Origin of the sequence: Pseudomonas sp. MUP55, from assembly GCF_034043515.1 — a bacterium.
Lineage (GTDB): Bacteria > Pseudomonadota > Gammaproteobacteria > Pseudomonadales > Pseudomonadaceae > Aquipseudomonas.
The window spans coordinates 5,319,119-5,342,640 of record NZ_CP138214.1 but is presented as its reverse complement, the minus strand read 5'-3'; the positions used below and the strand labels follow the sequence as shown (position 1 = coordinate 5,342,640).

At 61.7% G+C, this 23,522-nt stretch carries 22 protein-coding genes; 18 read left to right on the top strand and 4 right to left on the bottom strand.

Translation table 11 applies throughout. The annotated features are described in order from the left end of the window. The first annotated feature begins 86 nt into the window (after positions 1 to 86). The 3 genes from SC318_RS24155 to SC318_RS24145 are packed head-to-tail and all read left to right on the top strand — an operon-like array spanning position 87 to position 2,552. Positions 87 to 1,112, top strand: coding sequence for an aminoglycoside phosphotransferase family protein (locus SC318_RS24155; protein ID WP_320428717.1), 1,026 nt, complete (start codon positions 87 to 89; stop codon positions 1,110 to 1,112). After that, positions 1,109 to 1,783 carry an N-acetylmuramate alpha-1-phosphate uridylyltransferase MurU gene (murU, locus tag SC318_RS24150; protein WP_320428716.1) on the top strand — a complete coding sequence of 225 codons (675 nt, stop codon included), beginning with the start codon at positions 1,109 to 1,111 and terminating at the stop codon, positions 1,781 to 1,783. Before SC318_RS24155 ends, murU begins: the two co-directional genes overlap by 4 nt. A 1-nt stretch (position 1,784) precedes the next feature. Further along, the gene (locus tag SC318_RS24145; protein WP_320428715.1) at positions 1,785 to 2,552 is read left to right on the top strand and encodes a TerB family tellurite resistance protein; all 768 of its coding nucleotides are present in this window, start codon (positions 1,785 to 1,787) and stop codon (positions 2,550 to 2,552) included. Between the two features lie 143 nt (positions 2,553 to 2,695). Here the strand turns inward: SC318_RS24145 and SC318_RS24140 are convergent, their stop codons facing one another. Beyond that, positions 2,696 to 3,670 carry an alpha/beta hydrolase family protein gene (locus SC318_RS24140; RefSeq protein ID WP_320428714.1) on the bottom strand — a complete coding sequence of 325 codons (975 nt, stop codon included), beginning with the start codon at positions 3,668 to 3,670 and terminating at the stop codon, positions 2,696 to 2,698. 77 nt (positions 3,671 to 3,747) lie between these two features. Here SC318_RS24140 and SC318_RS24135 point away from each other — a divergent pair, with 77 nt between their 5' ends. The 10 genes from SC318_RS24135 (at position 3,748) to trpE (ending at position 15,497) form a co-directional block, all read left to right on the top strand. Further along, positions 3,748 to 5,742, top strand: coding sequence for a PAS domain-containing sensor histidine kinase (locus SC318_RS24135; protein ID WP_320428713.1), 1,995 nt, complete (start codon positions 3,748 to 3,750; stop codon positions 5,740 to 5,742). Between the two features lie 18 nt (positions 5,743 to 5,760). Then, the gene (locus tag SC318_RS24130) at positions 5,761 to 6,390 is read left to right on the top strand and encodes a response regulator (protein WP_320428712.1); all 630 of its coding nucleotides are present in this window, start codon (positions 5,761 to 5,763) and stop codon (positions 6,388 to 6,390) included. Positions 6,391 to 6,615: 225 nt separating this feature from the next. Continuing rightward, positions 6,616 to 7,728, top strand: a complete 1,113-nt coding sequence (locus SC318_RS24125; RefSeq protein WP_320428711.1) for an ABC transporter ATP-binding protein — start codon at positions 6,616 to 6,618, stop codon at positions 7,726 to 7,728. Positions 7,729 to 7,771: 43 nt separating this feature from the next. After that, entirely contained in the window at positions 7,772 to 8,812 is a 1,041-nt protein-coding gene (locus SC318_RS24120; protein WP_320428710.1) for an ABC transporter substrate-binding protein, read from the top strand. A 149-nt stretch (positions 8,813 to 8,961) separates the two neighbouring features. Beyond that, entirely contained in the window at positions 8,962 to 10,188 is a 1,227-nt protein-coding gene (locus SC318_RS24115; RefSeq protein ID WP_320428709.1) for an ABC transporter permease, read from the top strand. A gap of 11 nt (positions 10,189 to 10,199) precedes the next feature. Further along, positions 10,200 to 11,024, top strand: coding sequence for an ABC transporter permease (locus SC318_RS24110; protein WP_320428708.1), 825 nt, complete (start codon positions 10,200 to 10,202; stop codon positions 11,022 to 11,024). A 200-nt stretch (positions 11,025 to 11,224) separates the two neighbouring features. After that, on the top strand, positions 11,225 to 12,373 hold the full coding sequence (locus tag SC318_RS24105; protein ID WP_320428707.1) for an iron-containing alcohol dehydrogenase: 1,149 nt from the start codon (positions 11,225 to 11,227) through the stop codon (positions 12,371 to 12,373). Between the two features lie 84 nt (positions 12,374 to 12,457). After that, entirely contained in the window at positions 12,458 to 13,132 is a 675-nt protein-coding gene (gene rpe, locus SC318_RS24100) for a ribulose-phosphate 3-epimerase (RefSeq protein WP_065937054.1), read from the top strand. Beyond that, positions 13,129 to 13,947, top strand: a complete 819-nt coding sequence (locus SC318_RS24095; protein ID WP_320428706.1) for a phosphoglycolate phosphatase — start codon at positions 13,129 to 13,131, stop codon at positions 13,945 to 13,947. Before rpe ends, SC318_RS24095 begins: the two co-directional genes overlap by 4 nt. A 68-nt stretch (positions 13,948 to 14,015) precedes the next feature. Further along, positions 14,016 to 15,497 carry an anthranilate synthase component I gene (gene trpE / locus SC318_RS24090; protein ID WP_320428705.1) on the top strand — a complete coding sequence of 494 codons (1,482 nt, stop codon included), beginning with the start codon at positions 14,016 to 14,018 and terminating at the stop codon, positions 15,495 to 15,497. 136 nt (positions 15,498 to 15,633) lie between these two features. On the opposite strand, the gene estP is transcribed toward trpE, so the two are convergent. After that, positions 15,634 to 17,556 carry an esterase EstP gene (gene estP / locus SC318_RS24085; RefSeq protein ID WP_320428704.1) on the bottom strand — a complete coding sequence of 641 codons (1,923 nt, stop codon included), beginning with the start codon at positions 17,554 to 17,556 and terminating at the stop codon, positions 15,634 to 15,636. Between the two features lie 412 nt (positions 17,557 to 17,968). Between estP and SC318_RS24080 the strand changes: the two genes are divergently transcribed. The 4 genes from SC318_RS24080 to SC318_RS24065 all read left to right on the top strand — a co-directional run bounded on the left by SC318_RS24080 (position 17,969) and on the right by SC318_RS24065 (position 21,403). Next, positions 17,969 to 18,562, top strand: a complete 594-nt coding sequence (locus SC318_RS24080; RefSeq protein ID WP_320428703.1) for an aminodeoxychorismate/anthranilate synthase component II — start codon at positions 17,969 to 17,971, stop codon at positions 18,560 to 18,562. A 9-nt stretch (positions 18,563 to 18,571) separates the two neighbouring features. Further along, positions 18,572 to 19,621 carry an anthranilate phosphoribosyltransferase gene (gene trpD, locus SC318_RS24075; protein WP_320428702.1) on the top strand — a complete coding sequence of 350 codons (1,050 nt, stop codon included), beginning with the start codon at positions 18,572 to 18,574 and terminating at the stop codon, positions 19,619 to 19,621. Then, positions 19,618 to 20,454, top strand: a complete 837-nt coding sequence (gene trpC / locus SC318_RS24070; RefSeq protein ID WP_320428701.1) for an indole-3-glycerol phosphate synthase TrpC — start codon at positions 19,618 to 19,620, stop codon at positions 20,452 to 20,454. The genes trpD and trpC overlap by 4 nt, the downstream gene beginning before the upstream one ends. Before the next feature lie 253 nt (positions 20,455 to 20,707). Beyond that, positions 20,708 to 21,403, top strand: coding sequence for a lipoate--protein ligase family protein (locus SC318_RS24065; protein WP_320428700.1), 696 nt, complete (start codon positions 20,708 to 20,710; stop codon positions 21,401 to 21,403). Here SC318_RS24065 and crp read toward each other — a convergent pair. Further along, positions 21,400 to 22,044, bottom strand: a complete 645-nt coding sequence (crp, locus tag SC318_RS24060; RefSeq protein ID WP_124364629.1) for a cAMP-activated global transcriptional regulator CRP — start codon at positions 22,042 to 22,044, stop codon at positions 21,400 to 21,402. The genes SC318_RS24065 and crp overlap by 4 nt on opposite strands. 245 nt (positions 22,045 to 22,289) lie before the next feature. On the opposite strand from crp, the gene SC318_RS24055 reads away from it, so the two are divergent. Further along, on the top strand, positions 22,290 to 22,712 hold the full coding sequence (locus SC318_RS24055) for an OsmC family protein (protein WP_029296755.1): 423 nt from the start codon (positions 22,290 to 22,292) through the stop codon (positions 22,710 to 22,712). A gap of 114 nt (positions 22,713 to 22,826) precedes the next feature. Here the strand turns inward: SC318_RS24055 and coq7 are convergent, their stop codons facing one another. Further along, complete coding sequence (coq7, locus tag SC318_RS24050; RefSeq protein ID WP_320428699.1) at positions 22,827 to 23,474, bottom strand: 2-polyprenyl-3-methyl-6-methoxy-1,4-benzoquinone monooxygenase; 648 nt, start codon at positions 23,472 to 23,474, stop codon at positions 22,827 to 22,829. Between the last annotated feature and the right edge of the window lie 48 nt (positions 23,475 to 23,522).

The following is a 23,522-nucleotide window of genomic DNA, read 5'->3' as shown; positions in this document are numbered from 1 at the left end:
GCCGCACGCCTCTCGATGGTCTGAAAAAGATGCGTGATAATAAAGCATGACCCGCTTGACGGCTAGCGCCGTCGGAGACCCTTGTAATGCCCGAGCACGATCTACGTTTACAACAGCTGGAAGTCTGGCTGGATGAGCAGTTGCCGATCCTCTTCAACGCTCAGGACTGGGGCGCCGTACCCCCGGCCACATTGACCGCGGCCAGCAGCGACGCGAGTTTCAGGCGTTACTTCCGGTGGGAGGGCGGGGCGCATACATTCGTGGTGATGGACGCCCCACCCCCCCAGGAAAACTGCAAACCTTTCGTCGATATCGCGCATTTGCTCGCGAAATCGGGCATCAATGTGCCAAAAATTTATGCAGAAGATTTGCCGCGTGGCTTTCTTTTGCTCAATGACCTGGGTCGAAAAACCTACCTGGACGTGATTGACGAGCAAAACGCCGATCAATTGTTTGCCGACGCCATCGACGCGTTGCTGGCTTTTCAGCAATTGCCGATGGATGCGCCGCTGCCCAGCTATGACGTCGCCTTGTTGCGGCGCGAACTCGAATTGTTCCCGGAATGGTACGTACGCCGTCATTTGGGTATCGAGTTGGATACTCAACAGCAGGCCCTCTGGCAACGCGCGAGCGAATTGTTGATCGACAGTGCCCTGGCCCAACCTAAGGTGCTGGTGCACCGTGACTATATGCCGCGCAACTTGATGATCAGCCAGGTCAACCCCGGCGTGCTGGATTTCCAGGATGCGGTCTACGGCCCGGTGACCTACGACATCACTTGCCTGTTCAAGGACGCCTTCCTCAGTTGGCCCCAGGCTCGCGTGCGCCAGTGGCAGCGCGGCTACTGGGAGCGCGCCGGGCAACTGGGGATTCCCGTGCAGGACGATTTTGAAGACTTCCTGCGCGCCAGCGACCTGATGGGCGTGCAGCGCCACCTCAAGGTCATCGGTATCTTCGCGCGGATTTGCCATCGCGATGGCAAGCCTCGCTACCTGGCCGATGTGCCGCGCTTCTTTGCTTATATAGAAGCGGTGCTCGCCGACCGTCCTGAGTTGAGCGACCTGGGCGAATTGCTCGCCAGCCTGCGCCAACCGGCCGAGGCCTGCGTATGAAGGCGATGATCCTGGCCGCCGGCAAGGGCGAACGCATGCGCCCGCTGACGCTGCATACGCCCAAGCCGCTGGTGCAGGCCGGCGGCAAACGGCTGATCGAATATCACCTCGAGGCGCTGGCCAAGGCTGGCTTCAGCGAGATTGTGATCAACCATGCCTGGCTCGGCGAACAGATCGAAAGCTACCTGGGCGACGGTGCCCAGTTCGGCTTGCGTATCCGCTATTCAGCCGAAGGCGAGCCGCTGGAAACCGGCGGCGGGATTTTCCAGGCATTATCTTTGCTGGGGGACGAGCCGTTCCTGGTGGTCAACGGGGATATCTGGACCGACTACGACTTCAGTCAATTGAAGCGACCGCTCCAGGGCCTGGCCCATCTGGTGATGGTCGACAACCCGGCGCATCACCCCTGCGGTGGCGACTTCTATCTGAGCGACGGGTTGCTTCATGATGCGGCGCCGGGTGCCGATAACCTGACCTTCAGTGGCATTTCTGTGCTGCACCCCCAGTTGTTTGCGGGTTGCAGTGCGGGTGCCTTCAAGCTGGCGCCGCTGTTGCGGGCGGCGATGGCCAAAGGTCTGGTAACGGGTGAACACATGAAAGGACGCTGGGTTGATGTCGGAACGCTTGAGCGTCTGGCGCAGGTCGAAACCTTGCTGACAGCGAGGCCGTAGGATGTTGTGGCCAGGGACGCTGATCGGCGCCGGAGCTGGCTTTGCGATTGCCAGTATTCCGGGGGCTTTGTTGGGTGCATTGCTGGGGCAGGCGCTGGACCGGCGCCTGCAATTGCACAGTTGGGCACAGTTGCGTGAACGCCTCGGCGGTCGCCCGGCGTTGCGCAACGATGAATTGCTGTTCGTGCTGCTGGGGCGCCTGGCCAAAAGCAATGGCCGGATTGTGGATGGGCATATCCAGCAGGCGCGCCAGGAAATGCGCGCGCTGGAGATGACCGAACCGGCCCAGCGCCGGGCCATCCTGGCGTTTAATCGAGGCAAGTCCGGCACCGACCGGGTGCGCAGTTATTTGCGCGTGCTCAAAGCGCAACCCCATGCCGCCGAGGGTGTTTTACGTGCCTGCTGGCGCATGGCTTGGGCGGACGGTCGGGCGGATGATGCCGAGCGTGACCTGATTGAGTTGTGGGGCAAATGGCTGGGCTGGACGCCGCAACAAATCCGCGCCCTGGCCTCCGATTACGCGCCAGCACGCAAGCCATTGGTCAATCGAAGTGGTGGCTATCAGGAAGCGCTGCGGCTTCTGGGGGTGACGGCGACCGCTGAGCCCTCGGCGATCAAGCGTGCCTATCGTCGCCTGCTCAGCCGCCACCACCCGGACAAGATCGCCGGCAGCGGCGCCAGCCCCGCGCAGGTGCGCGAGGCCACCGAACGAACCCGTGAATTACACAACGCCTATGCGTTGATTCGCGAACGACGGGATTTTCGCTGAGGCGACTGCCCTGGCACCGATCCAATGTGGGAGGGGGCTTGCCCCCGATAGCGGTCTGTCAGTTTAAAATGTACCGACTGGCACACCGCCATCGGGAGCAAGCCCCTCCCACAGTGGTTTTGTGGCATTGGCGGACACTGTGTTCAGCCTTTGTCGGCCTGCGGGCTCAACCACCCGCGAACTCGCCGGTATAGCTGTTCCTGCTCGGCGGCGTCGTTGCCGGGCAACGCCTTGAGTTGCACCTGCTTGTAACCGTCATTCTTGCCGCGTTTGGCCGCCTGGCTGCGGGCCAATGCGTTTTTGCCGTCCTGCGCACCGTCTTGATAGAACACATCCGCGGTGGGGACTTTCAGCGTCGGCGCCAATTGCAGCAGGTCCGGTTGGCGAGCGGCGGGTGTCTTCCCGGCCACCATCACCAGCTTCTGCACCTGGGCGGGTTGTTTCTCGTTCAGATAACGCGCCGCCCACCATGCGCCGGTGCCATGGCCGAGCAGTGCCACGCTGCGCGCGCCCTGGGTCTGGGCGAAGGCAACGGCCGCATCGATCCGATCGAAGATACGCTTGGCGTCGGTCTTGTCCTGTTCATCCGCGCCCGGTACCACCGCCGGGTCGGTGCCTTCGGCTTCCGCGCTGGCGGCCTGTTCGACGGGTTTGGCCACCGTGCTGCCGTCTTTGCTGCTGGTATCGACCGCCGCCTTGGGCGGTTCGATCACGCGTGGCGGCAAAGTGTCCACATTGACGTCCGGCAATGACAGGCTGAGGGTGCCCCAGGCCGCATCCGGCAATTTACGCCGCAACGGGCCGATGGCTTGCGGCCAGTCAGCATTTTCGCCAGCACCTGGCACGATAATCACCACGCCCTGGGGTTCGGCGCTGTTGGCGGGCTTCCACAGGGCCAGGAACGAATCGCTGCCGGCCTGGAGTTGTTGTTGCTCCTGCTGCGCCACCTGGCGTTCGAGCGCGCTGGCTTCGGCCTGGCTGCGCTCGAGCAATGGCTGGCGCTCGGCGGGTTTTTCGGCCGCTGGCGCAGGCGCGTCTTCGGCTTGAACAGAAAAGGCGCTGGTAAATAGCAGCGACAGGCACAATGCTGGCAGTGCCGAACGGTTTCGAGGTGGCATCGTTAAATCCCGGCCAGAAGTGATTCCAGCAGCCTAATGGGTTGATCAGTATTTGTCAGTGATGTGAGACGTGGATCATGGGTTTTCGCTTCCTGCTGGTTATCGGCTGCCTGTGTGTGGCCTTGATGGCGAATGCCGCGCCTGCGCCCGCCGCTCCCCAGGCGCAACTGAATGCGCAGCAGCGCGAGTGGCTGGCGCTGCACCCGCAGTTGCGGGTGGGCGTGGTGCTGCAGGCGCCTTATGCTCAATATGACCGCCGGCTGCAGCGATTGTCCGGGGCCAATGTCGAGTTGATGCAGTGGCTGGCCAAGGCGTTGGGCATCGAACTGACCTGGCGTAATTTTCCTGATCAGGAACAGCTTGAAGCCGCCGTGCGTGAAGGCGAGGTGGATATGGCTCCCGGTCTGCAGCAAACCCCGGCTGGCTTGCGCCTGTGGTTGTTCAGCGACCCGTATATGCGTGTGCCTCAGCGTATCGTCGGCGTTCGCGAAGGCGGCGGCGCCGTGGAGCTGGAAAAACTCGACGCACAATCGCGCATCGCGGTGCGCATGCCCAGTGCGGTGGCCGACTACCTGCGCAGTACGTATCCCAAACTCAACCTGCAAGGCGTGCCCATGGAGCGCCAGGCCCTGCAGTTACTGGTGAGCCAGCAGGCACGCTATGCGGTGGTGGATGAGGCGCAACTGAGCCGGTTGTCGGGCGAGGCGGAGTTCGCCGAGCTGGCGGTGGTCGGCGATATCGGCCTGCCGCAGCTGTTGCGGGTGGCCACGCGGCGCGAATGGCCGGAACTGGCGAGCATCCTGCAAAGTGCCCTGCGGGCGATACCCGCGCGTGACCTCGACCAGTTGCACAGCCGCTGGCTGCAACCCAAATACCCGCGCTTGTCGGAATCAATGAGCGTGTGGAAAAACCTCAGCCTGCTGCTGGGGCTGATGCTGTGTGCCAGCCTGGCGGGGTTGTTCTGGCAGCGTCGCCAGCAGCGCAGCCTGGAACACGACCTGCTGGCGGCGCGGGAAGAGAGCGCCGCACGCGCCGCCGGCGCCGAAGCCTTGCGGTTGACGCAGTTTTCCATCGATCAAAGTACGGTCGGCATCCTGTGGGTGAACTGGGACAGTCATGTGCGTTATGCCAACCGCGCCGCCGAAGGCATGCTCGGCTATGGCCCTGGCGCGTTGATCGAGCGGCCGCTGATCGACTTCGACCCGGCCCTGAGCATGGACCGCTGGCTCAACTTGTGGAAACGCGCGCGTGCCAGTGAAGAGGGCGCGCAGACTTTCGCCACCGATTGCCTGCGCGCCGACGGCAGTATCCTGCCCGCCGATGTGTCCTTGAGCTTTCTGCGCTTTGCCGAGGCCGAGTACCTGGTGGTCTACCTGACTGATGTCACCGAGCGCCGCCGTTATGTGGCCGCCTTGCTGCAGAGCGAGACCCAGTTGCGCGAATTGTCGGCCCACCTGGAAACGGTGCGCGAAGAAGAAAAGGCGCGTATCGCCCGCGAAGTGCACGACGAACTCGGCCAGATGCTCACCGTACTCAAACTGGAAACGTCCATGTGCGAACTGGCCTATGCGCAACTCGACCCAGGCCTGAACGAACGCTTGAACAGCATGAAGCGCCTGATCGCCCAGCTCTTCCAGCTGGTGCGGGATGTCGCCACCGCGCTGCGCCCGCCGATCCTCGATGCCGGCATCGCCTCGGCCATTGAATGGCAGGCCCGTCGCTTCGAGGCGCGCACGCAGATTCCTTGCCTGGTCAAGGTCCCGGAACACTCGCCGGTGCTCAGCGATGCCAAGGCCATCGGCCTGTTCCGCATCCTGCAGGAGGCGCTGACCAATGTGATGCGCCATGCCCAGGCGCACACTGTTGAGCTGACGCTGGAGGTGGACGGCCCGGACCTGCGCCTGACCATCAGCGATGACGGCATCGGTTTCGTGCAGGCGCAAGGGCGACCGGTATCCTTTGGCCTGGTCGGCATGCGTGAGCGGGTACTGATCATGGGCGGGCAGTTATCCCTGGTCAGTGAGTTGGGGGAGGGCACCACCCTGAGCGTTTCGGTGCCGTTGAATGCATAACAATAAAAGGAAAACCCCGTGATCCGCGTACTGGTAGCCGAAGACCACACCATTGTCCGAGAAGGCATCAAGCAATTGATCGGCCTAGCCAAAGACCTGCAGGTAGTGGGTGAGGCGGGCAATGGCGAGCAGTTGCTGGAGACGTTGCGCCATGTGCCCTGCGAAGTGGTGCTGCTGGATATCTCCATGCCCGGCGTGAATGGCCTGGAAGCCATCGCGCGCATTCGTGCGCTGAATAATCCGCCGGCCATCCTGGTGCTGTCCATGCACGATGAAGCGCAAATGGCCGCCCGAGCCCTGAAGGTTGGCGCCGCCGGTTATGCCACCAAGGACAGCGACCCGGCACTGCTGCTGATGGCGATTCGCAAGGTGGCAGCGGGCGGGCGCTATATCGACCCGGACCTGGCCGACCGCATGGTCTTCGAAGTCGGCCTGACGGACTCGCGGCCGTTGCATTCACTGCTGTCGGAACGCGAGTTCTCGGTGTTCGAACGTCTGGCCCAGGGTGCTAACGTCAATGACATCGCCCTGCAACTGGCCCTGAGCAGCAAAACCATCAGCACCCACAAGGCGCGCTTGATGCAAAAGCTCAATATCACCTCCCTGGCCGAGCTGGTGAAGTACGCCATGGAACACAAGCTGCTGTAGCGGCGTATCCATCAGCGACACCTCAAAAACGACGCCGAGCCTGTTCTTGCCGCTTGCAGCTCGCCGCTTGCAGCTGCACTGTCCCATGCCCGCCATCCGTGTAGGGCGATCCCTACCCCGAACCTTCCATCCAGCTGATGCGATTCTCTCTCAGCCCCCGATTTCCGGGGGCTCGCGGCTGGACTACGCTTGTGTCACAGCAGTCCAAAATACAAAGGTGCGGGTATGAGCGAGGCGGATTCAAATGATGTGCTGGTCAGCTTTCGTGGCGTGCAGAAAAGCTACGATGGCGAGAACCTGATCGTCAAAGACCTCAACCTGGAGATTCGCAAGGGCGAGTTCCTCACCCTGCTCGGGCCGTCCGGTTCGGGCAAGACCACCAGCCTGATGATGCTGGCCGGCTTTGAAACGCCCACCGCCGGTGAAATCCAGCTGGCCGGGCGCTCGATCAACAACGTGCCGCCGCACAAGCGTGATATCGGCATGGTGTTCCAGAACTACGCCTTGTTTCCGCATATGACCGTGGCCGAAAACCTGGCATTCCCCTTGTCTGTGCGCGGCTTGAGCAAGACCGACATCAGTGAGCGGGTCAAGCGCGTACTGAGCATGGTTCAGCTCGACGCCTTCGCCCAGCGCTACCCGGCGCAATTGTCCGGGGGCCAGCAACAGCGGGTGGCATTGGCCCGGGCGCTGGTGTTCGAGCCGCAACTGGTGCTGATGGACGAACCCCTCGGCGCCCTCGACAAGCAACTGCGCGAACACATGCAGATGGAAATCAAGCACCTGCACCAGCGGCTCGGCGTCACCGTGGTGTATGTGACCCACGACCAGGGCGAAGCCTTGACCATGTCCGACCGCGTGGCGGTGTTCCACCAGGGCGAAATCCAGCAGATCGCTGCGCCGCGCACCCTGTACGAAGAACCGAAAAACACCTTCGTGGCCAACTTCATCGGCGAAAACAACCGCCTCAATGGCCGCCTGTACAGCCACACCGGCGAGCGCTGTGTGGTGGAGCTGGCGCGGGGCGAGAAGGTCGAGGCGCTGGCGGTGAACGTCGGCCAGGTCGGCGGCCCGGTCACTTTGTCGGTGCGTCCGGAACGCGTCAGCCTCAACGGCGCGAGTGACAGCTGCATCAACCGCTTTTCCGGGCGAGTGGCGGAGTTCATCTACCTGGGCGACCACGTGCGCGTGCGCCTGGAAGTCTGCGGCAAGAGCGATTTTTTCGTGAAACAACCGATCGCCGAGCTGGACCCGGCCCTGGCGGTCGGCGACGTAGTACCGATTGGCTGGCAAGTCGAGCACGTTCGCGCACTCGACCCACTTCTAGAGGCGAATTGATCGCCCCCTGGCTTCACCAACCCTGCACGTGGAGAGCACAACAATGTTGAGATCCCTTAAGTTTTCGGCCCTGGCTATCGGCTTGATGGGCGCGGCACAGGCCATGGCAGGCCCGGACCTGACCGTCGTCTCCTTTGGCGGCGCGAACAAGGCGGCCCAGGTCAAGGCCTTCTATGCACCGTGGGAAAGCGCGGGCAACGGCAAGATCATCGCGGGTGAATACAACGGTGAGATGGCCAAGGTCAAAGCCATGGTCGACACCAAGAGCGTGTCCTGGGACCTGGTGGAGGTGGAGTCGCCTGAACTCTCCCGTGGCTGCGACGAAGACATGTTCGAGCCTCTGGACCCGAAACTGTTCGGCAACACCGCCGACTACGTCAAAGGCGCGATCCAGCCGTGCGGTGTAGGCTTCTTCGTATGGTCGACAGTATTGGCCTATAACGCCGACAAGCTGGCCTCCGCACCCACCAGTTGGGCGGATTTCTGGGACACCAAGAAATTCCCCGGCAAGCGTGGCCTGCGCAAAGGCGCCAAGTACACCCTGGAATTCGCCTTGATGGCCGACGGCGTAGCGCCCAAGGACGTCTACACGGTGCTGGCCGGCAAAGACGGTCAGGACCGTGCGTTCAAGAAGCTTGATGAACTCAAGGCCTCGATCCAGTGGTGGGAAGCCGGTGCACAACCGCCGCAGTACCTCGCTTCGGGCGACGTGGTGATGAGCTCTGCCTATAACGGCCGCATCGCCGCCGTGCAGAAGGAAAGCAACCTCAAAGTGGTGTGGAACGGCGGCATCTACGACTTCGATGCCTGGGCCATTCCAAAGGGCCTGGCCAAGGATCGCGCCGAAGCGGCGAAGAAATTCATCGCCTTCTCGGTGCAGCCGCAGCAGCAGAAGACCTACTCCGAAAACATCGCCTACGGCCCGGCCAACACCCAGGCCGTCCCGTTGCTGGCCAAAGACGTGCTCAAGGACATGCCGACCACCCCGGAAAACATCGCCAACCAGGTGCAGATCGATGTGAGCTTCTGGGCCGATAACGGCGAGCAACTTGAGCAGCGCTTCAATTCCTGGGCAGCTAAATAACCCATGTGGGAGGGGGCTTGCCCCCGATGACGGTCTGTCAGCTGACACATGTACTGGCTGAACCACCGCTATCGGGGGCAAGCCCCCTCCCACAGGGATGTCTTGTGTGTGAAGGATTGCGTTCATTTTCCAAGATTCGGAGTTCAGCCATGGCCCTCGCCATTCCCACCCTCAAGCAGCGTCTGGCCCGTGCCGAGCGGCTCAACCGCTGGAAGGCCCAGGCCTTGATTGCGCCATTGGTGCTGTTTTTGCTGCTGGTGTTCCTGGTGCCAATCATCGCGCTGCTCTACAAGAGCGTCGGTAACCCGGAGGTGGTGGGCGGCTTGCCGCGTACGGTGGTGGCGGTGACCGCCTGGGATGGCCGTGGCCTGCCCGGCGAGGCGGTGTACCAGGCGCTCACTGAAGACTTGGGCGAAGCGCGCAAAAACCAGACGTTGGGCGATCTGTCCAAACGCTTGAACATGGAACTGGCCGGTTATCGCAGCCTGCTGACCAAAACCGCGCGGACGCTGCCGTTTACCGAGGCGCCGGCTTCTTATAAAGCTGCGCTGGAAAGCCTCGACGAGCGTTGGGGCGACCCGGCGTACTGGCAGGCGATCCGGCGCAATACCAGCAACCTGACGCCTTACTACCTGCTGGCGGCCGTCGATCACCGTATCGACGACCTCGGCGAAATCGCGCCGGCGACGCCTGACCAGGCGATCTACCTAGATATCTTCGCCCGCACCTTCTGGATGGGCCTGGTGATCACCGTCATTTGCCTGCTGCTGGCCTATCCCCTGGCTTACCTGCTGGCCAACCTGCCGGCGCGCCAAAGCAACCTGCTAATGATCCTGGTACTGCTGCCATTCTGGACGTCGATTCTGGTGCGGGTGGCGGCGTGGATTGTATTGCTGCAATCCGGTGGCCTGATCAATAGCGCCCTGATGGGCATGGGCCTGATCGACGCGCCGCTGGAGTTGGTGTTCAACCGTACCGGCGTGTACATCTCCATGGTGCATATCCTGCTGCCGTTCATGATTCTGCCGATCTACAGCGTGATGAAAGGCATCTCGCCGACGTACATGCGTGCGGCGATTTCCCTGGGCTGTCACCCGTTCGCCAGCTTCTGGCGCGTGTACTTCCCGCAAACCTACGCCGGTGTCGGCGCCGGTTGCCTGTTGGTGTTCATCCTGGCGATTGGTTACTACATCACCCCGGCCTTGCTGGGCAGCCCGAACGACCAGATGGTCAGCTACTTCGTGGCCTTCTATACCAACACCAGCATCAACTGGGGCATGGCCACGGCGTTGGGCGGCTTGCTGCTGCTGGCGACGGTGCTGCTGTACCTGATCTACAACCGGCTGGTGGGCGCCAGCCGCCTGCGCCTGAGCTGAGGAGACTTGCGATGCTGAGCCCTTATATGTCCCCGGTGGAGCGGCTGTGGTTTTACAGCCTGCGGATTCTGTGTGGCCTGATCCTGCTGTTCCTGATTCTGCCCGTGCTGGTGATCATCCCGCTGTCGTTCAACAGCGGCAGTTTCCTGGTGTACCCGTTGCAGGGCTTTTCGCTGCAGTGGTATCAGGACTTCTTCGCGTCGGCCGAATGGATGCGCGCGCTGAAGAACAGCATCATCGTCGCCCCAGCGGCCACGCTGCTGGCCATGGTGTTCGGAACGCTGGCGGCGATTGGCCTGACCCGTGGCAGCTTCCCCGGCAAGGCCTTGGTAATGGCCCTGGTGATTTCGCCGATGGTGGTGCCGGTGGTGATCATCGGCGTGGCCAGCTACTTGTTCTTTGCCCCGCTGGGCCTGGGTAACAGCTTCTTCTCGCTGATCGTGGTGCATGCGGTGCTGGGTGTGCCGTTTGTGATCATCACCGTGTCGGCGACCTTGCAGGGTTTCAATCACAACCTGGTGCGGGCGGCGGCCAGCCTGGGCGCATCACCGTTGACCGCGTTTCGCCGAGTGACCTTGCCGCTGATCGCGCCGGGGGTGATTTCCGGCGCGCTGTTTGCTTTCGCCACTTCGTTCGATGAAGTGGTGGTGACGCTGTTCCTGGCCGGGCCGGAGCAAGCCACGTTGCCCAGGCAGATGTTCAGCGGCATCCGCGAAAACCTCAGCCCGACGATCGCGGCGGCGGCGACCTTGCTGATCGGGTTCTCGGTGGTGCTGTTACTGACCCTGGAATGGCTGCGTGGGCGCAGCGAAAAGCTACGCACTGCCCAAATCTGAAGCCTGTTGAAGATCAACATGTGGGAGGGGGCTTGCCCCCGATAGCGGTGTGTCAGTCTCAGATGTGCTGACTGACACACTGCTATCGGGGGCAAGCCCCCTCCCACAGGGTTCTGTGACCATTCAGTGGCTGAATGGCAGACAACCTGGTTTGGTCAGCTATTCTTGTGCCAGCCCAACACCGATAAGAGGCCGCGCACATGAGTACTTCCTCATTCAAGATCGCCCACAAACTGCTGACCGGCGCTGGCGCCATTGAGCAACTTGGCGCCGAGTTGACGCGCCTGGATGTGGACAACCCGCTGATCGTCACCGATGCCGTGCTGGTCAAGTCCGGCACGGTCGCACTGGCGCTTGAGCACCTGGGCGGGCGGGCGTACGAAATCTTCGACCGTGTACTGCCCGACCCGGAAATCGCCATTGTTGAAGATTGCATGCAAGCCTACCGCGAGGGCGGGCATGACGGCCTGATCGGCTTGGGCGGCGGCAGCGCCATCGACATCGCCAAGAGCGTGGCCGCTTACGCCGGTTACCACGGCGCGCTGGCGGACTTGTTCGGTGTCGACCAGGTGCCGCGCAAGGGCCCGCCGCTGATTGCAATCCCCACCACCGCCGGCACCGGCTCGGAGGTGACCAATGTGGCCATTCTTTCCGACAAGGCTGCACAGCTGAAAAAAGGCATCGTCAGCGACTACCTGCTGCCGGATGTCGCGCTGATCAGCCCGCAAATGACCCTGACCTGCCCACGCAGCGTCACCGCCGCCAGTGGCGTCGACGCGCTGGTGCATGCCATTGAGTCCTACCTGTCGCTGAACGCCTCGCCGATCACCGATGCCTTGGCGATTGGCGCGATCAAGCTGATTGCTGGCGCATTGCCCAAGGCTTACGCCAACCCGGTCAACCTGCAGGCCCGTGACGATATGGCCACCGCCAGCCTGATGGCCGGCATGGCCTTCGGGAACGCCGGTGTCGGCGCGGTGCATGCGCTGGCCTACCCGCTGGGCGGCCGTTTCAACATTGCCCACGGCGTGAGCAACGCATTGTTGCTGCCCTATGTGATGCACTGGAACAAGCTGGCCTGTGTCGAGCGTATGCGCGACATTGCCCAGGCCATGGGCGTGAATGTCAGCGCGCTGAGCGTCAATGAAGCCGCCGACCAGGCCGTCGAGGCGATGGCGCGCCTGTGCGCCGCGGTCGAGATTCCTTCGGGCCTGCGCAGTTTCGGCGTGCCTGAGGCGGCTATCCCGGCGATGGCGGCCGAGGCTGCGGGTATCGAGCGCCTGATGCGCAACAACCCGCGCCAGCTCAGCGCGGCCGATATCGAGAAAATCTACCGCGCTGCGTACTAGCCGTTGAGTGAGGTCACGGTGCGCAGGGCAAAGCATGAGGTATACAATGCGCGCCATCGTGATTTAGCTCAAAAAAGGTGCGTCATGCAGCCCTTCGTCATTGCTCCATCGATTCTCTCCGCCGACTTCGCCCGCCTGGGCGAAGAAGTGGACAAGGTATTGGCCGCCGGTGCCGACTTCGTGCACTTCGACGTCATGGACAACCACTACGTGCCCAACCTGACCATCGGCCCGATGGTGTGCGCGGCGCTGCGCAAGTACGGGATCACCGCGCCCATCGACGCACACCTGATGGTCAGCCCGGTGGACCGCATCGTCGGCGACTTCATCGACGCCGGCGCGACGTACATCACCTTCCACCCTGAAGCCACGCTGCACGTCGACCGTACCCTGCAGTTGATCCGCGAGGGCGGCTGCAAGGCGGGCCTGGTGTTCAACCCGGCGACGCCCTTGAGCGTGCTGGAGTACGTGATGGACAAGGTCGACATGGTCTTGCTGATGAGCGTCAACCCAGGCTTTGGCGGGCAGAAGTTCATTCCCGGTACCCTGAACAAGCTGCGCGAAGCGCGGGCGCTGATCGATGCGTCGGGCCGCGATATCCGCCTGGAGATCGACGGCGGGGTCAACGTGAACAATATCCGTGAAATCGCGGCGGCTGGCGCCGACACTTTCGTGGCCGGCTCGGCGATCTTCAACGCCCCGGATTACCAGGAAGTGATCGCCAAGATGCATGCCGAACTGGCGCTGGCGCGTCCATGAGCGGCTTTGAGCAGTTGTTCCCCGGCAAATTGCCACGGCTGGTGATGTTCGATCTGGACGGTACCTTGATCGACTCGGTACCCGACCTGGCGGCGGCGGTGGACCAGATGCTGCTCAAACTGGGGCGCAAGCCTGCGGGGATCGAGGCGGTGCGCGAATGGGTCGGCAACGGCGCGCCGATGTTGGTGCGGCGGGCGTTGGCCGGCAACATCGACGCCACCGGCGTGGATGAAGTGGAAGCCGAACGCGCCCTGGAGTTGTTCAACGCCGCCTATGAAAGCAGCCACGAACTGACGGTGGTGTATCCCGGCGTGCGTGACACCCTCAAGTGGTTGAGCAAGCAGGGCGTGGAAATGGCCTTGATCACCAACAAGCCGGAGCGCTTCGTCGCGCCGCTGTTGGACCAGATGAAGATCGGCCGGTATTTTCGCTGGATCATCGGCGGCGATACCCTGCCGCAGAAGAAGCCCGACCCGGCGGCACTGTTCTTCGTGATGAAAATGGCGAATATTCCGGCGTCCCAATCGTTGTTCGTCGGCGATTCACGCAGCGATGTGCTGGCGGCAAAAGCTGCTGGGGTGCAGTGCGTGGCCTTGAGCTACGGCTACAACCACGGCCGTCCGATTGCAGAAGAATCGCCGGCGCTGGTCATCGACGACCTGCGCCTGTTAATCCCCGGTTGCCTGGGCGCGGGCGCTGAGATAACGTTGCCCGACATCGACCCGTCCCCTTCTGGAAATGCCATCGTGGTGGTCACTCGCAAACTCTGGATGAAAGTCATCAAGGCCCTGGCCCGCTGGCGTTGGCGCGCCTGACTGATCCTCGCCGCTCGGCGGCACGTTTGCCTACCTGACCGATTGACCCTCACACCACGAGGCACCTGATGATCCGCGAAGAATTCCTGCGTTTGGCCGCTGCCGGCTACAACCGTATCCCCATGGCCCGTGAAACCCTGGCCGACTTCGACACACCGCTGTCGATCTACCTGAAACTGGCCGACGAGCCGAACACCTATCTGCTGGAGTCGGTACAGGGCGGCGAGAAGTGGGGCCGTTATTCGATCATCGGCCTGCCGTGCCGCACAGTATTGCGGGTGCACGACCATCATGTGAGCGTCACCCTTGACGGTATCGAGATCGAAAGCCATGACGTAGAAGACCCGCTGGCCTTCGTCGAAGCCTTCAAGGCGCGCTACAACGTGCCGACCATCCCCGGCCTGCCGCGTTTCAACGGTGGTCTGGTGGGGTATTTCGGTTATGACTGCGTGCGCTACGTGGAGCAGCGATTGGGCAAATGCCCGAATCCGGACCCGCTGGGCGTGCCGGACATTCTGCTGATGGTCTCCGACGCGGTGGTGGTGTTCGACAACCTGGCCGGCAAGATGCATGCAATTGTACTGGCCGACCCTTCCCAGGCGGACGCCTTCGAGCAGGGCCAGGCCAGCCTCGAAGCGCTGCTGGAAAAGCTACGCCAGCCGATCACGCCGCGCCGTGGCCTGGACCTCAGCCGTCCACCCGCCGCCGACCCGGTGTTTCGCTCCAGCTTTACCCAGGCGGACTATGAGCGGGCGGTCGATACCATCAAGGAATACATCCTGGCGGGCGACTGCATGCAGGTCGTGCCGTCGCAACGGATGTCCATCGACTTCAAGGCGGCGCCGATTGATCTGTACCGCGCGCTGCGCTGCTTCAACCCGACGCCGTATATGTACTTCTTCAATTTCGGTGACTTCCACGTGGTGGGCAGTTCGCCGGAAGTGCTGGTGCGTGTCGAAGACAACCTGATCACCGTGCGCCCGATCGCCGGTACGCGCCCGCGTGGCGCCACCGAAGAAGCGGACCTGGCGCTGGAAGAAGACCTGTTGAGCGACGACAAGGAAATCGCCGAGCACCTGATGCTGATCGACCTGGGGCGTAACGACACGGGGCGTGTCTCGGAAATCGGTTCGGTGAAGTTGACCGAAAAGATGGTCATCGAGCGGTATTCCAACGTGATGCACATCGTGTCCAACGTCACCGGTGAGCTGAAGGCTGGTTTGACCGCGATGGACGCGCTGCGCGCCATTCTGCCGGCCGGTACCTTGTCGGGTGCGCCGAAGATTCGCGCGATGGAAATCATCGACGAGCTGGAGCCGGTCAAGCGTGGCGTCTACGGTGGGGCGGTGGGGTATTTCGCCTGGAACGGCAACATGGACACCGCAATTGCCATCCGTACAGCGGTGATCAAGGACGGCGAGCTGCATGTGCAGGCCGGCGGCGGAATTGTGGCTGACTCGGTACCGGCCCTTGAATGGGAAGAAACCTTGAACAAGCGCCGGGCGATGTTCCGTGCGGTGGCGTTGGCTGAGCAAACGCCGCAAAGCTGAAGTCAGATGTAGATCAAAATGTGGGAGGGGGCTTGCCCCCGATAGCGGTGGGTCAGTTTGAGATGCTGAGACTGACACATTGCTATCGGGGGCAAGCCCCCTCCCACATGGGTTTTGTGTGGGTTGTAAGGTTCCGTTAGAAATCCAGGCTTACACCAACACTGACCCCTTGCTGGGTCAGATTGTCATCCTTCCTCACGTTGTACGCCGCCCTTAGCGCCAGTTCCTGCGTCAGTTTGTGACTCACCCCAAGGCTCAATCGGTCCGAATTGCTGCGCGGCGTGTACCCGTCCAGCTTGAAGTCGAGCCCTGGCACGCTGTTGAGCGAGAGCTTGACCTTCTGGGTGTCGTTCTCGAACTCATGCTCATGGGCCACTTCACCGAACACCTGGGTTTGTGGGGTGATGCGGTAGCTGCCTTGCAAGCCCACGCCCAGGCGCTTGGAGTCGCGCTGCTGGTCATCGAAGGTCAGGGCGGTGGAGCGGTTGTCTTTTTCCGAGTAGCCGTTCACTTCGACCCGCGCGTAATCGGCGCTGATGAACGGCGACAGGTGCCAGTCGCTGCCCGGCGCGGCGATGTCGTAGCCCACGCGACCACTCAAGGCCCAGAGCCAGCCATCGGTGTCACCTTTTTCCGAACCCTCGCTGACGCCCAGGGCGAATTTGCGCTTGAGGTTGTCAAAGTCCAGCTTGCCGCCGGTCAAGGCGGCATCGGCCCACCAGTGATTCTGCTGGTATTGGGCGAACGCCGTACCCATGTAGCTGTTGAGCTTGTAGTCCGAATCGCTGGCGCCGGCTTCCAGTGTCTGGCGGTACAGGCCCGCAGCAACACCCACGCGCCAGGCCTCGTTGAGCCGGTAGCTGCCACCGATGTTGAGGTTGTAGCCACTGCCATCACCGCTGGCCGAGCTGTTCTGGTCATCGAAATCCAGGCGCTGGCCGCCTGCCGCCACGATCGCTCGCCATTGGCCGACGGCTTGCCAGTTGCCGCTGTCTGCCTGCCATTGGTTGCGCAACTCATCCTGGTGGGCGCGCAACGTGCCTTGGGCCATTTCCGGCAGCAGGGTGATTTCCCACGGGGCGGCGAGCAGCGAATAGGCGTAGTCGGCGATCAACCGCTGGCCAGCTTCGGTGGGGTGAACGGTGTCGTTGTAAATCAGTTTGGTAGGATCTGGATTGGTACCGCCGACGCCATACACGGGGTTTCTGCACGCGGCAGCGCTGAAGCACGTCTGGTTCAGGTTCTGGTTAGTGGCAAAGCCGAAGCGCCCGGGGTCGGCGAAGGCTTCATTGAGCAGCAGCGGAATGTTCAGCGGGATGATCTGTGCATCGATCTGCGACAGGCGCTGCACCAGGGTTTGATTGAACACATTGCTCAACGCCGTGGTGGGGCCCTGGAGCGGGGTGCCATTGACGGCGGGCGTGAGGCCCAGGTTTGGCAGCATCCACACCATCACATAGCGGGCGCCTGCCTGTTGCAGGGCCTGGGCGCTGTCAGCCAGGCGGCCGGCAGCGGCAGCCGAGCTCGGCGCGTCGAGCACCAGGCCATCGAGAAAGTCGTTGCCGCCACCCGAGAGGAAATACAGCGCCGTGGGGTCGGCCCGCCCGCCCGTCGCTGCCAGATAGCCGGGGCGGGTACGCAGCACGTCGCCGGTATCGGCGTTGGTGACGGTCGAGTTTCCGGTGATGGAGTCAAGGACCTGCGCGGTGGTGTACCCACCCACCGCCCAGTTGCTGCCGTCAGCCTGACCTTGCGCCGCGCGCGCCGGCGAGGTGGATGCATTCAGGTCGCCAGGAGCGACACCCAGTTTGTTGCCCAGCAAAGTCGAGGAAATCAGCGAAGTGCTTTCGCCACTGCCGTCGAAATACCGTGGGCCGGTGCGGTTGGTAAAGCGATAGGTCGAGCCGGGTGCGCCGGGGTCGGCGAATGTTCCTGCATCAGCCAGGCTGTCACCGAATACGATCATGGTCGAATAGGGCGAGGGGGCTGCAAGGGCCTGAGAGCAGGCCAGTGCCAACAAGCAACCGGCGAGAGGGGTGAAATACGAAGTCTTGAGCATGAGTCCGTCCATGATTTTGTTTTTGTCTGCACAAGAGACTGTAGCGCTGCCTAAACTGTTCTGAAAGTTTTGACGCCAATTATCAGTCAGGCAGTTTTCCCCGTATTTGCGGCGCCATATTGCACCGCTGGCGAGGCTACGTTACTGTGCCTGAACGTATGAATGAGACCCTCCCCGTGTTGATCATCAGCAAACTCTTGATGCGAGTAGTCAAGGCACACGCCCGTTGGCGTTGGCGCGCCTGACATTTTTCTCTGCCGGCCTGGCCGGACCTGTACCGATTTGCCTTCTGCACCCTTGTCTGACGCCCCTTGCCGGCTTACCCCGGCAACCGGAACGTGCGTCTGACAGCGGGCCACACGCCTGGAAGGCGGTCATTCGAAATCAGTGAATTCAAGAGGTTTGACCCCACATGTTGCTGATGATTGATAACTACGATTCCTTTACCTACAACGTTGTGCAGTACCTGGGCGAGTTGGGTGCCGAGGTCAAGGTCGTGCGCAACGACGAACTGACCGTTGCGCAGATCGCCGCGCTGAACCCGGAACGCATCGTGGTTTCGCCTGGCCCGTGCACGCCGACCGAAGCGGGTATCTCGCTGGAAGCCATTCAGTATTTTGCCGGCAAGCTGCCGATTCTGGGCGTATGCCTGGGCCATCAGTCCATTGGCCAGGCATTTGGCGGTGACGTGGTGCGTGCGCGCCAGGTGATGCACGGCAAGACCAGCCCGGTGTTCCATAAGGACTTGGGTGTGTTCCACGGCTTGAACCTGCCTGTGACCGTGACCCGTTATCACTCGTTGGTGGTCAAGCGCGACACCCTGCCCGAGTGCCTGGAACTGACGGCCTGGACCCAGCTGGAGGACGGCTCGGTCGACGAGATCATGGGCCTGCGCCACAAAACACTGAATGTCGAAGGGGTGCAGTTTCACCCTGAATCGATCCTGACCGAGCAGGGCTACGAGCTGTTCGCCAACTTTCTCAAGCAGAGCGGCGGCACGCGCTAAGGACTTTCCATGGATATCAAGACTGCCCTGGGTCGTATCGTCGGCCACCTGGATTTGAGCACCGCTGAAATGAGCGATGTGATGCGCGAGATCATGACCGGTCAATGCTCCGACGCGCAGATCGGCGCCTTTATGATGGCCATGCGCATGAAGAGCGAAAGCATCGACGAAATCGTCGGCGCCGTGTCGGTGATGCGCGAGCTGGCGGACAAGGTCGAACTCAAGACTCTCGCCGGCGTGGTTGACGTGGTCGGCACCGGCGGAGACGGTGCGAACATCTTCAACGTGTCGACGGCGTCCTCGTTTGTGGTTGCGGCGGCGGGTTGCACCGTGGCCAAGCACGGCAACCGCGCGGTTTCGGGCAAAAGCGGCAGCGCCGACCTGCTGGAAGCTGCCGGCATCTACCTGAACCTGACGCCGGTACAGGTGGCACGCTGCATTGACAGCGTCGGCATTGGCTTCATGTTTGCCCAGTCCCACCACGGTGCGATGAAGCACGCAGCCGGCCCGCGCAAGGACCTCGGCCTGCGTACCCTGTTCAATATGCTCGGCCCGCTTACGAATCCGGCCGGTGTGAAGCATCAGGTCGTCGGCGTATTCAGCCAAGCGCTCTGCCGACCGTTGGCCGAAGTGCTGCAGCGCTTGGGCAGCAAGCACGTGCTGGTGGTACATTCCAAAGATGGCTTGGACGAATTCAGCCTGGCGGCACCGACCTTCGTGGCGGAGTTGAAGAATGACCAGGTCACAGAGTACTGGGTCGAGCCTGAGGACCTGGGCATGAAGAGCCAGAGTCTGCACGGCCTGGCAGTGGAAAGTCCGGCGGCCTCGCTGGAATTGATCCGCGATGCGTTGGGCCGGCGCAAGACCGAGAACGGTCAGAAAGCTGCGGAAATGATTGTGCTGAATGCTGGCGCGGCACTTTATGCAGCCGACCACGCCTATAGTCTTAAAGAAGGTGTCGCCTTGGCCCACGATGCGCTGCACACCGGTCTGGCTCGCGAGAAACTCGAAGAACTCGGAGCATTCACCGCCGTATTCAAGATGGAGAATGAAGCATGAGTGTTCCGACCGTTCTGGAGAAAATCCTGGCGCGCAAGGCCGAAGAGGTCGCCGAGCGCCGCGCCCGCGTGAGCCTGGCCGAGCTGGAAGCCCAAGCAAAAGCGGCCGATGCCCCGCGAGGATTTGCCAAGGCCTTGCTCGATCAGGCCAGGAAGAAGCAGCCGGCGGTGATCGCCGAGATCAAGAAAGCCTCCCCGAGCAAAGGCGTGATCCGCGAACACTTCGTGCCGCAGGAAATCGCCGTCAGCTATGAGAAGGGTGGGGCGACATGCCTGTCCGTACTGACCGATATCGATTACTTCCAGGGTTGCGACCTGTTCCTGCAGCAGGCACGCGCCGCGTGCAAGTTGCCGGTTATTCGCAAGGACTTCATGGTCGATCCCTACCAGATCGTCGAAGCCCGCGCCCTGGGCGCCGATTGCGTGCTGCTGATCGTTTCGGCGCTGGATGACGTGAAGATGGCCGAACTGGCAGCCGTGGCCAAGAGTGTCGGCCTGGATGTATTGGTCGAAGTGCATGACGGCGACGAGCTGGAACGCGCGCTGAAAACCCTCGATACACCGCTGGTAGGCGTCAACAACCGTAACCTGCACACCTTCGACGTCAGCCTGGAAACCACCCTCGACCTGCTGCCGCGCATTCCCCGTGACCGCCTGGTGATCACCGAGAGTGGCATCGTCAACCGTGCCGATGTGGAACTGATGGAAATCAGCGAAGTGTATTCGTTCCTGGTCGGCGAGACGTTCATGCGCGCCGAGAACCCAGGGGCAGAACTGCAGCGTCTGTTCTTCCCGGAGCGGGGTGTGGCGGTCAGCGGTTCGACTCTCGACTGAACTGATTTGAAATGTGATCAAAATGTGGGAGGGGGCAAGCCCTAATGCCACTCAGTTAAGGCTTTTTGTAGGAGCGAGCTTGCTCGCGAAGAACTCACAGGCACCGCGTTTATTCAGGCAGCACGCGTTATCGTTGACGTTTTTCGCGAGCAAGCTCGCTCCTACAGACGGTGGTGTACGCTTAACTGACTGGCATTAAGGCAAGCCCCCTCCCACATTTGGGTTTGTGTTTGTTCAGATAGGTAGGTGACCAGTGATTCAGCCCATGTCGTTGACCGTCGAAGCAGGCCTTGCCGCCGAGCAGGACTTGCTGGCCGCCGTCTGCGCGGGCGAGCGGGAATTCGGGCTGTTGTTCTGGCAGCCCAACGATCAAGCCCTGGTCATGCCGCGCCGTTTGAGCCGATTGCCGGCCTTTGAAGCGGCCAGCCAGGTTTCGGCAGAGGCCGGCTGGCCGGTGTTGTTGCGCGAAACCGGCGGCGAGCCGGTGCCGCAGTCCGCCGCCACGGTCAATATCGCCCTGGTCTACGCGCCGCCGCGCAGTGAGGGTGATCAAGGTCGTATCGAAACCGGCTATCAGCGCTTGTGCCAGCCTATCTGCGACTTGCTGATTGAATTGGGCGGCGAGGCATCTGTGGGTGAAATCGACGGTGCGTTCTGCGACGGTCGTTACAACGTCAATCTTAACGGCCGCAAAATGGTCGGCACGGCCCAGCGCTGGCGGCAGAGCGGTGGTCGCCCGGTAGGGTTGGTGCACGGTGCTTTATTGCTGGATAACGATCGTGATCAGTTGATTGCGGCAGTCAATCGTTTCAATCAAGCCTGTGGCCTGGAACAGCGCGTGCGCGCCGAGAGCCATATCGCGCTGCACGAAGTCTTTGCCGTGCCGGACGCGATCGGCCGGCTCGACACCCTGTACCGTCAGATGTTGGCAGGCTTCCTGCCAGGCTAACGGGTGCCGAACACCACCATCGTCTTGCCTTTGACGTGCACCAGGTTGCGCTCTTCCAGATCCTTGAGCACGCGACCGACCATTTCCCGCGAACAGCCCACGATGCGCCCGATTTCCTGGCGCGTGACCTTGATCTGCATCCCATCGGGGTGAGTCATGGCGTCGGGCTGCTTGCACAGCTCCAGCAGGCAGCGAGCAACACGCCCGGTCACATCGAAGAACGCCAGGTCGCCGACCTTGCGCGTGGTATCGCGCAGGCGCTGGGCGATCTGCCCGCTCAAGGCGTACAGGATGTCCGGATCATGTTGGGCCAGTTCGCGAAATTTCGTGTAGCTGATCTCTGCCACTTCGCATTCGACCTTGGTGCGCACCCAGGCGCTGCGCTGTTGCTCCTTGCCGGCCTGTTCGAACAACCCCAGTTCGCCAAAAAAATCCCCGGTGTTGAGGTAGGCGATGATCATTTCGCGACCGTCTTCGTCCTCGATCAGGATGGTGACCGAGCCCTTGATGATGAAGAACAGTGTTTCGGAGCGCTCGCCCGCGCAGATGATGTTGTGCTTGGCCGGATGACGCCGGCGCTGGCAATGCATCAGCAGCTTGTCGAGATTCTTGATCTTGGGTGTGGGAGTAAGAGCAACCATGGTTGTATCCCGAAAAACTGCATGATGTGGTTGGATTTGTTTTTATCAGCGATGCCGGCATTGAGGCACGCTGTACGAACGATGGCAATGCGCCATTGATTTGGCGCCAGCTTACCAGACACATTCTGACTCGATTAGCGTATTTCACCGGCAAACGCTGTTATTGATCGTTTTCATGCGGGGCGCTGCTGCTACTGGGCCTTATGCTAAGCTGGCGACCCTTTTTTAGCAGTGGAGTCTGGGCGATGAAGGCACGCATCCAATGGGCGGGCGAAGCCATGTTCCTCGGTGAATCGGGCAGTGGCCATGTAGTGGTCATGGACGGCCCGCCGGAAGCCGGTGGCCGTAACCTGGGTGTACGCCCGATGGAAATGCTGCTGCTGGGTGTCGGCGGTTGCAGCAATTTCGACGTGGTCAGTATCCTGAAAAAGTCCCGCCAGGCTGTGGAAAGCTGCGAAGCCTTTCTGGAGGCCGAGCGTGCGACTGAAGACCCCAAGGTATTTACCAAGATCCATATGCATTTCGTGGTCAAGGGTCGGGCGCTGAAGGAAGCGCAGGTCAAGCGGGCCATCGAGCTGTCGGCGCAGAAGTATTGCTCGGCGTCGATCATGCTGGGCGCGGCTGGTGTGGCCATTACCCATGATTACGAGATCATCGAGCTCGGTTGATCGTTCCCACGCTCTGCGTGGGAATCCATCTCGTGACGCGCCGCGTCACCCTTGCGCAGGTGCCGGATTTTGTGCTGAAAGCGGGACGCGGAGCGTGGGAATGATCTTCATGCTTCAGATGCGGTAAGTCGTCTTGGTCATGACCTTGGCCAGCATGCTCATGCCGAATCTTACCGGCGCAGGAAAACGGAAGCCGCCGGCATCCAGTGCGCTTTCAGCGTGGTGTTCTTCGTCACTGCGCATCTGCTCAAGAATGGCCCGGGACTTTTCGTCCTCGGCCGGCAGCTGTTCAAGGTGTTCGTCCAGGTGCTTGCAGACCTGGCGCTCGGTCGCTGCGACAAATCCAAGGCTGACCTTGTCGCTGATCAGGCCGGCAGCGGCGCCAATACCGAACGACAAACCATAAAACAGCGGGTTCAGTACGCTGGGATGACTGCCCAGCTGGCGAATGCGTTGTTCGCACCAGGCCAGGTGGTCAATCTCTTCCTCGGCCGCATGCTCCATCGCCGCGCGTACCTGCGGTAACTTGGCGGTCAGGGCCTGGCCCTGGTACAACGCCTGGGCGCAGACTTCACCGGTATGGTTGATGCGCATCAGGCCGGCGACATGGCGGGTCTCGGTCTCGCTCATTTGTGCGTCTGGCTGCACGATGGCGGGTGACGGACGGTACGGTTGGCCACTGAACGGCAGCAGCGTACGCATGGCCGTATCGGCTTGCAGTAACAGACGGTCAATCGGCGAGTAGTGACGTTGGGTAGTCATGCTGACCTCCGGGAAGAATCTCGGCGGCCAGTTTACCGCAAGAGAGGA

Bases quoted from the DNA above. Each gene is read 5' to 3' on its own strand.
- SC318_RS24155 (WP_320428717.1), top strand. From the start codon at position 87: ATGCCCGAGCACGATCTACGTTTACAACAGCTGGAAGTCTGGCTGGAT.
- murU (WP_320428716.1), top strand. From the start codon at position 1,109: ATGAAGGCGATGATCCTGGCCGCCGGCAAGGGCGAACGCATGCGCCCG.
- SC318_RS24145 (WP_320428715.1), top strand. From the start codon at position 1,785: ATGTTGTGGCCAGGGACGCTGATCGGCGCCGGAGCTGGCTTTGCGATT.
- SC318_RS24140 (WP_320428714.1), bottom strand. From the start codon at position 3,670: ATGCCACCTCGAAACCGTTCGGCACTGCCAGCATTGTGCCTGTCGCTG.
- SC318_RS24135 (WP_320428713.1), top strand. From the start codon at position 3,748: ATGGGTTTTCGCTTCCTGCTGGTTATCGGCTGCCTGTGTGTGGCCTTG.
- SC318_RS24125 (WP_320428711.1), top strand. From the start codon at position 6,616: ATGAGCGAGGCGGATTCAAATGATGTGCTGGTCAGCTTTCGTGGCGTG.
- SC318_RS24120 (WP_320428710.1), top strand. From the start codon at position 7,772: ATGTTGAGATCCCTTAAGTTTTCGGCCCTGGCTATCGGCTTGATGGGC.
- SC318_RS24115 (WP_320428709.1), top strand. From the start codon at position 8,962: ATGGCCCTCGCCATTCCCACCCTCAAGCAGCGTCTGGCCCGTGCCGAG.
- SC318_RS24110 (WP_320428708.1), top strand. From the start codon at position 10,200: ATGCTGAGCCCTTATATGTCCCCGGTGGAGCGGCTGTGGTTTTACAGC.
- SC318_RS24105 (WP_320428707.1), top strand. From the start codon at position 11,225: ATGAGTACTTCCTCATTCAAGATCGCCCACAAACTGCTGACCGGCGCT.
- rpe (WP_065937054.1), top strand. From the start codon at position 12,458: ATGCAGCCCTTCGTCATTGCTCCATCGATTCTCTCCGCCGACTTCGCC.
- SC318_RS24095 (WP_320428706.1), top strand. From the start codon at position 13,129: ATGAGCGGCTTTGAGCAGTTGTTCCCCGGCAAATTGCCACGGCTGGTG.
- trpE (WP_320428705.1), top strand. From the start codon at position 14,016: ATGATCCGCGAAGAATTCCTGCGTTTGGCCGCTGCCGGCTACAACCGT.
- estP (WP_320428704.1), bottom strand. From the start codon at position 17,556: ATGCTCAAGACTTCGTATTTCACCCCTCTCGCCGGTTGCTTGTTGGCA.
- SC318_RS24080 (WP_320428703.1), top strand. From the start codon at position 17,969: ATGTTGCTGATGATTGATAACTACGATTCCTTTACCTACAACGTTGTG.
- trpD (WP_320428702.1), top strand. From the start codon at position 18,572: ATGGATATCAAGACTGCCCTGGGTCGTATCGTCGGCCACCTGGATTTG.
- trpC (WP_320428701.1), top strand. From the start codon at position 19,618: ATGAGTGTTCCGACCGTTCTGGAGAAAATCCTGGCGCGCAAGGCCGAA.
- crp (WP_124364629.1), bottom strand. From the start codon at position 22,044: ATGGTTGCTCTTACTCCCACACCCAAGATCAAGAATCTCGACAAGCTG.
- SC318_RS24055 (WP_029296755.1), top strand. From the start codon at position 22,290: ATGAAGGCACGCATCCAATGGGCGGGCGAAGCCATGTTCCTCGGTGAA.
- coq7 (WP_320428699.1), bottom strand. From the start codon at position 23,474: ATGACTACCCAACGTCACTACTCGCCGATTGACCGTCTGTTACTGCAA.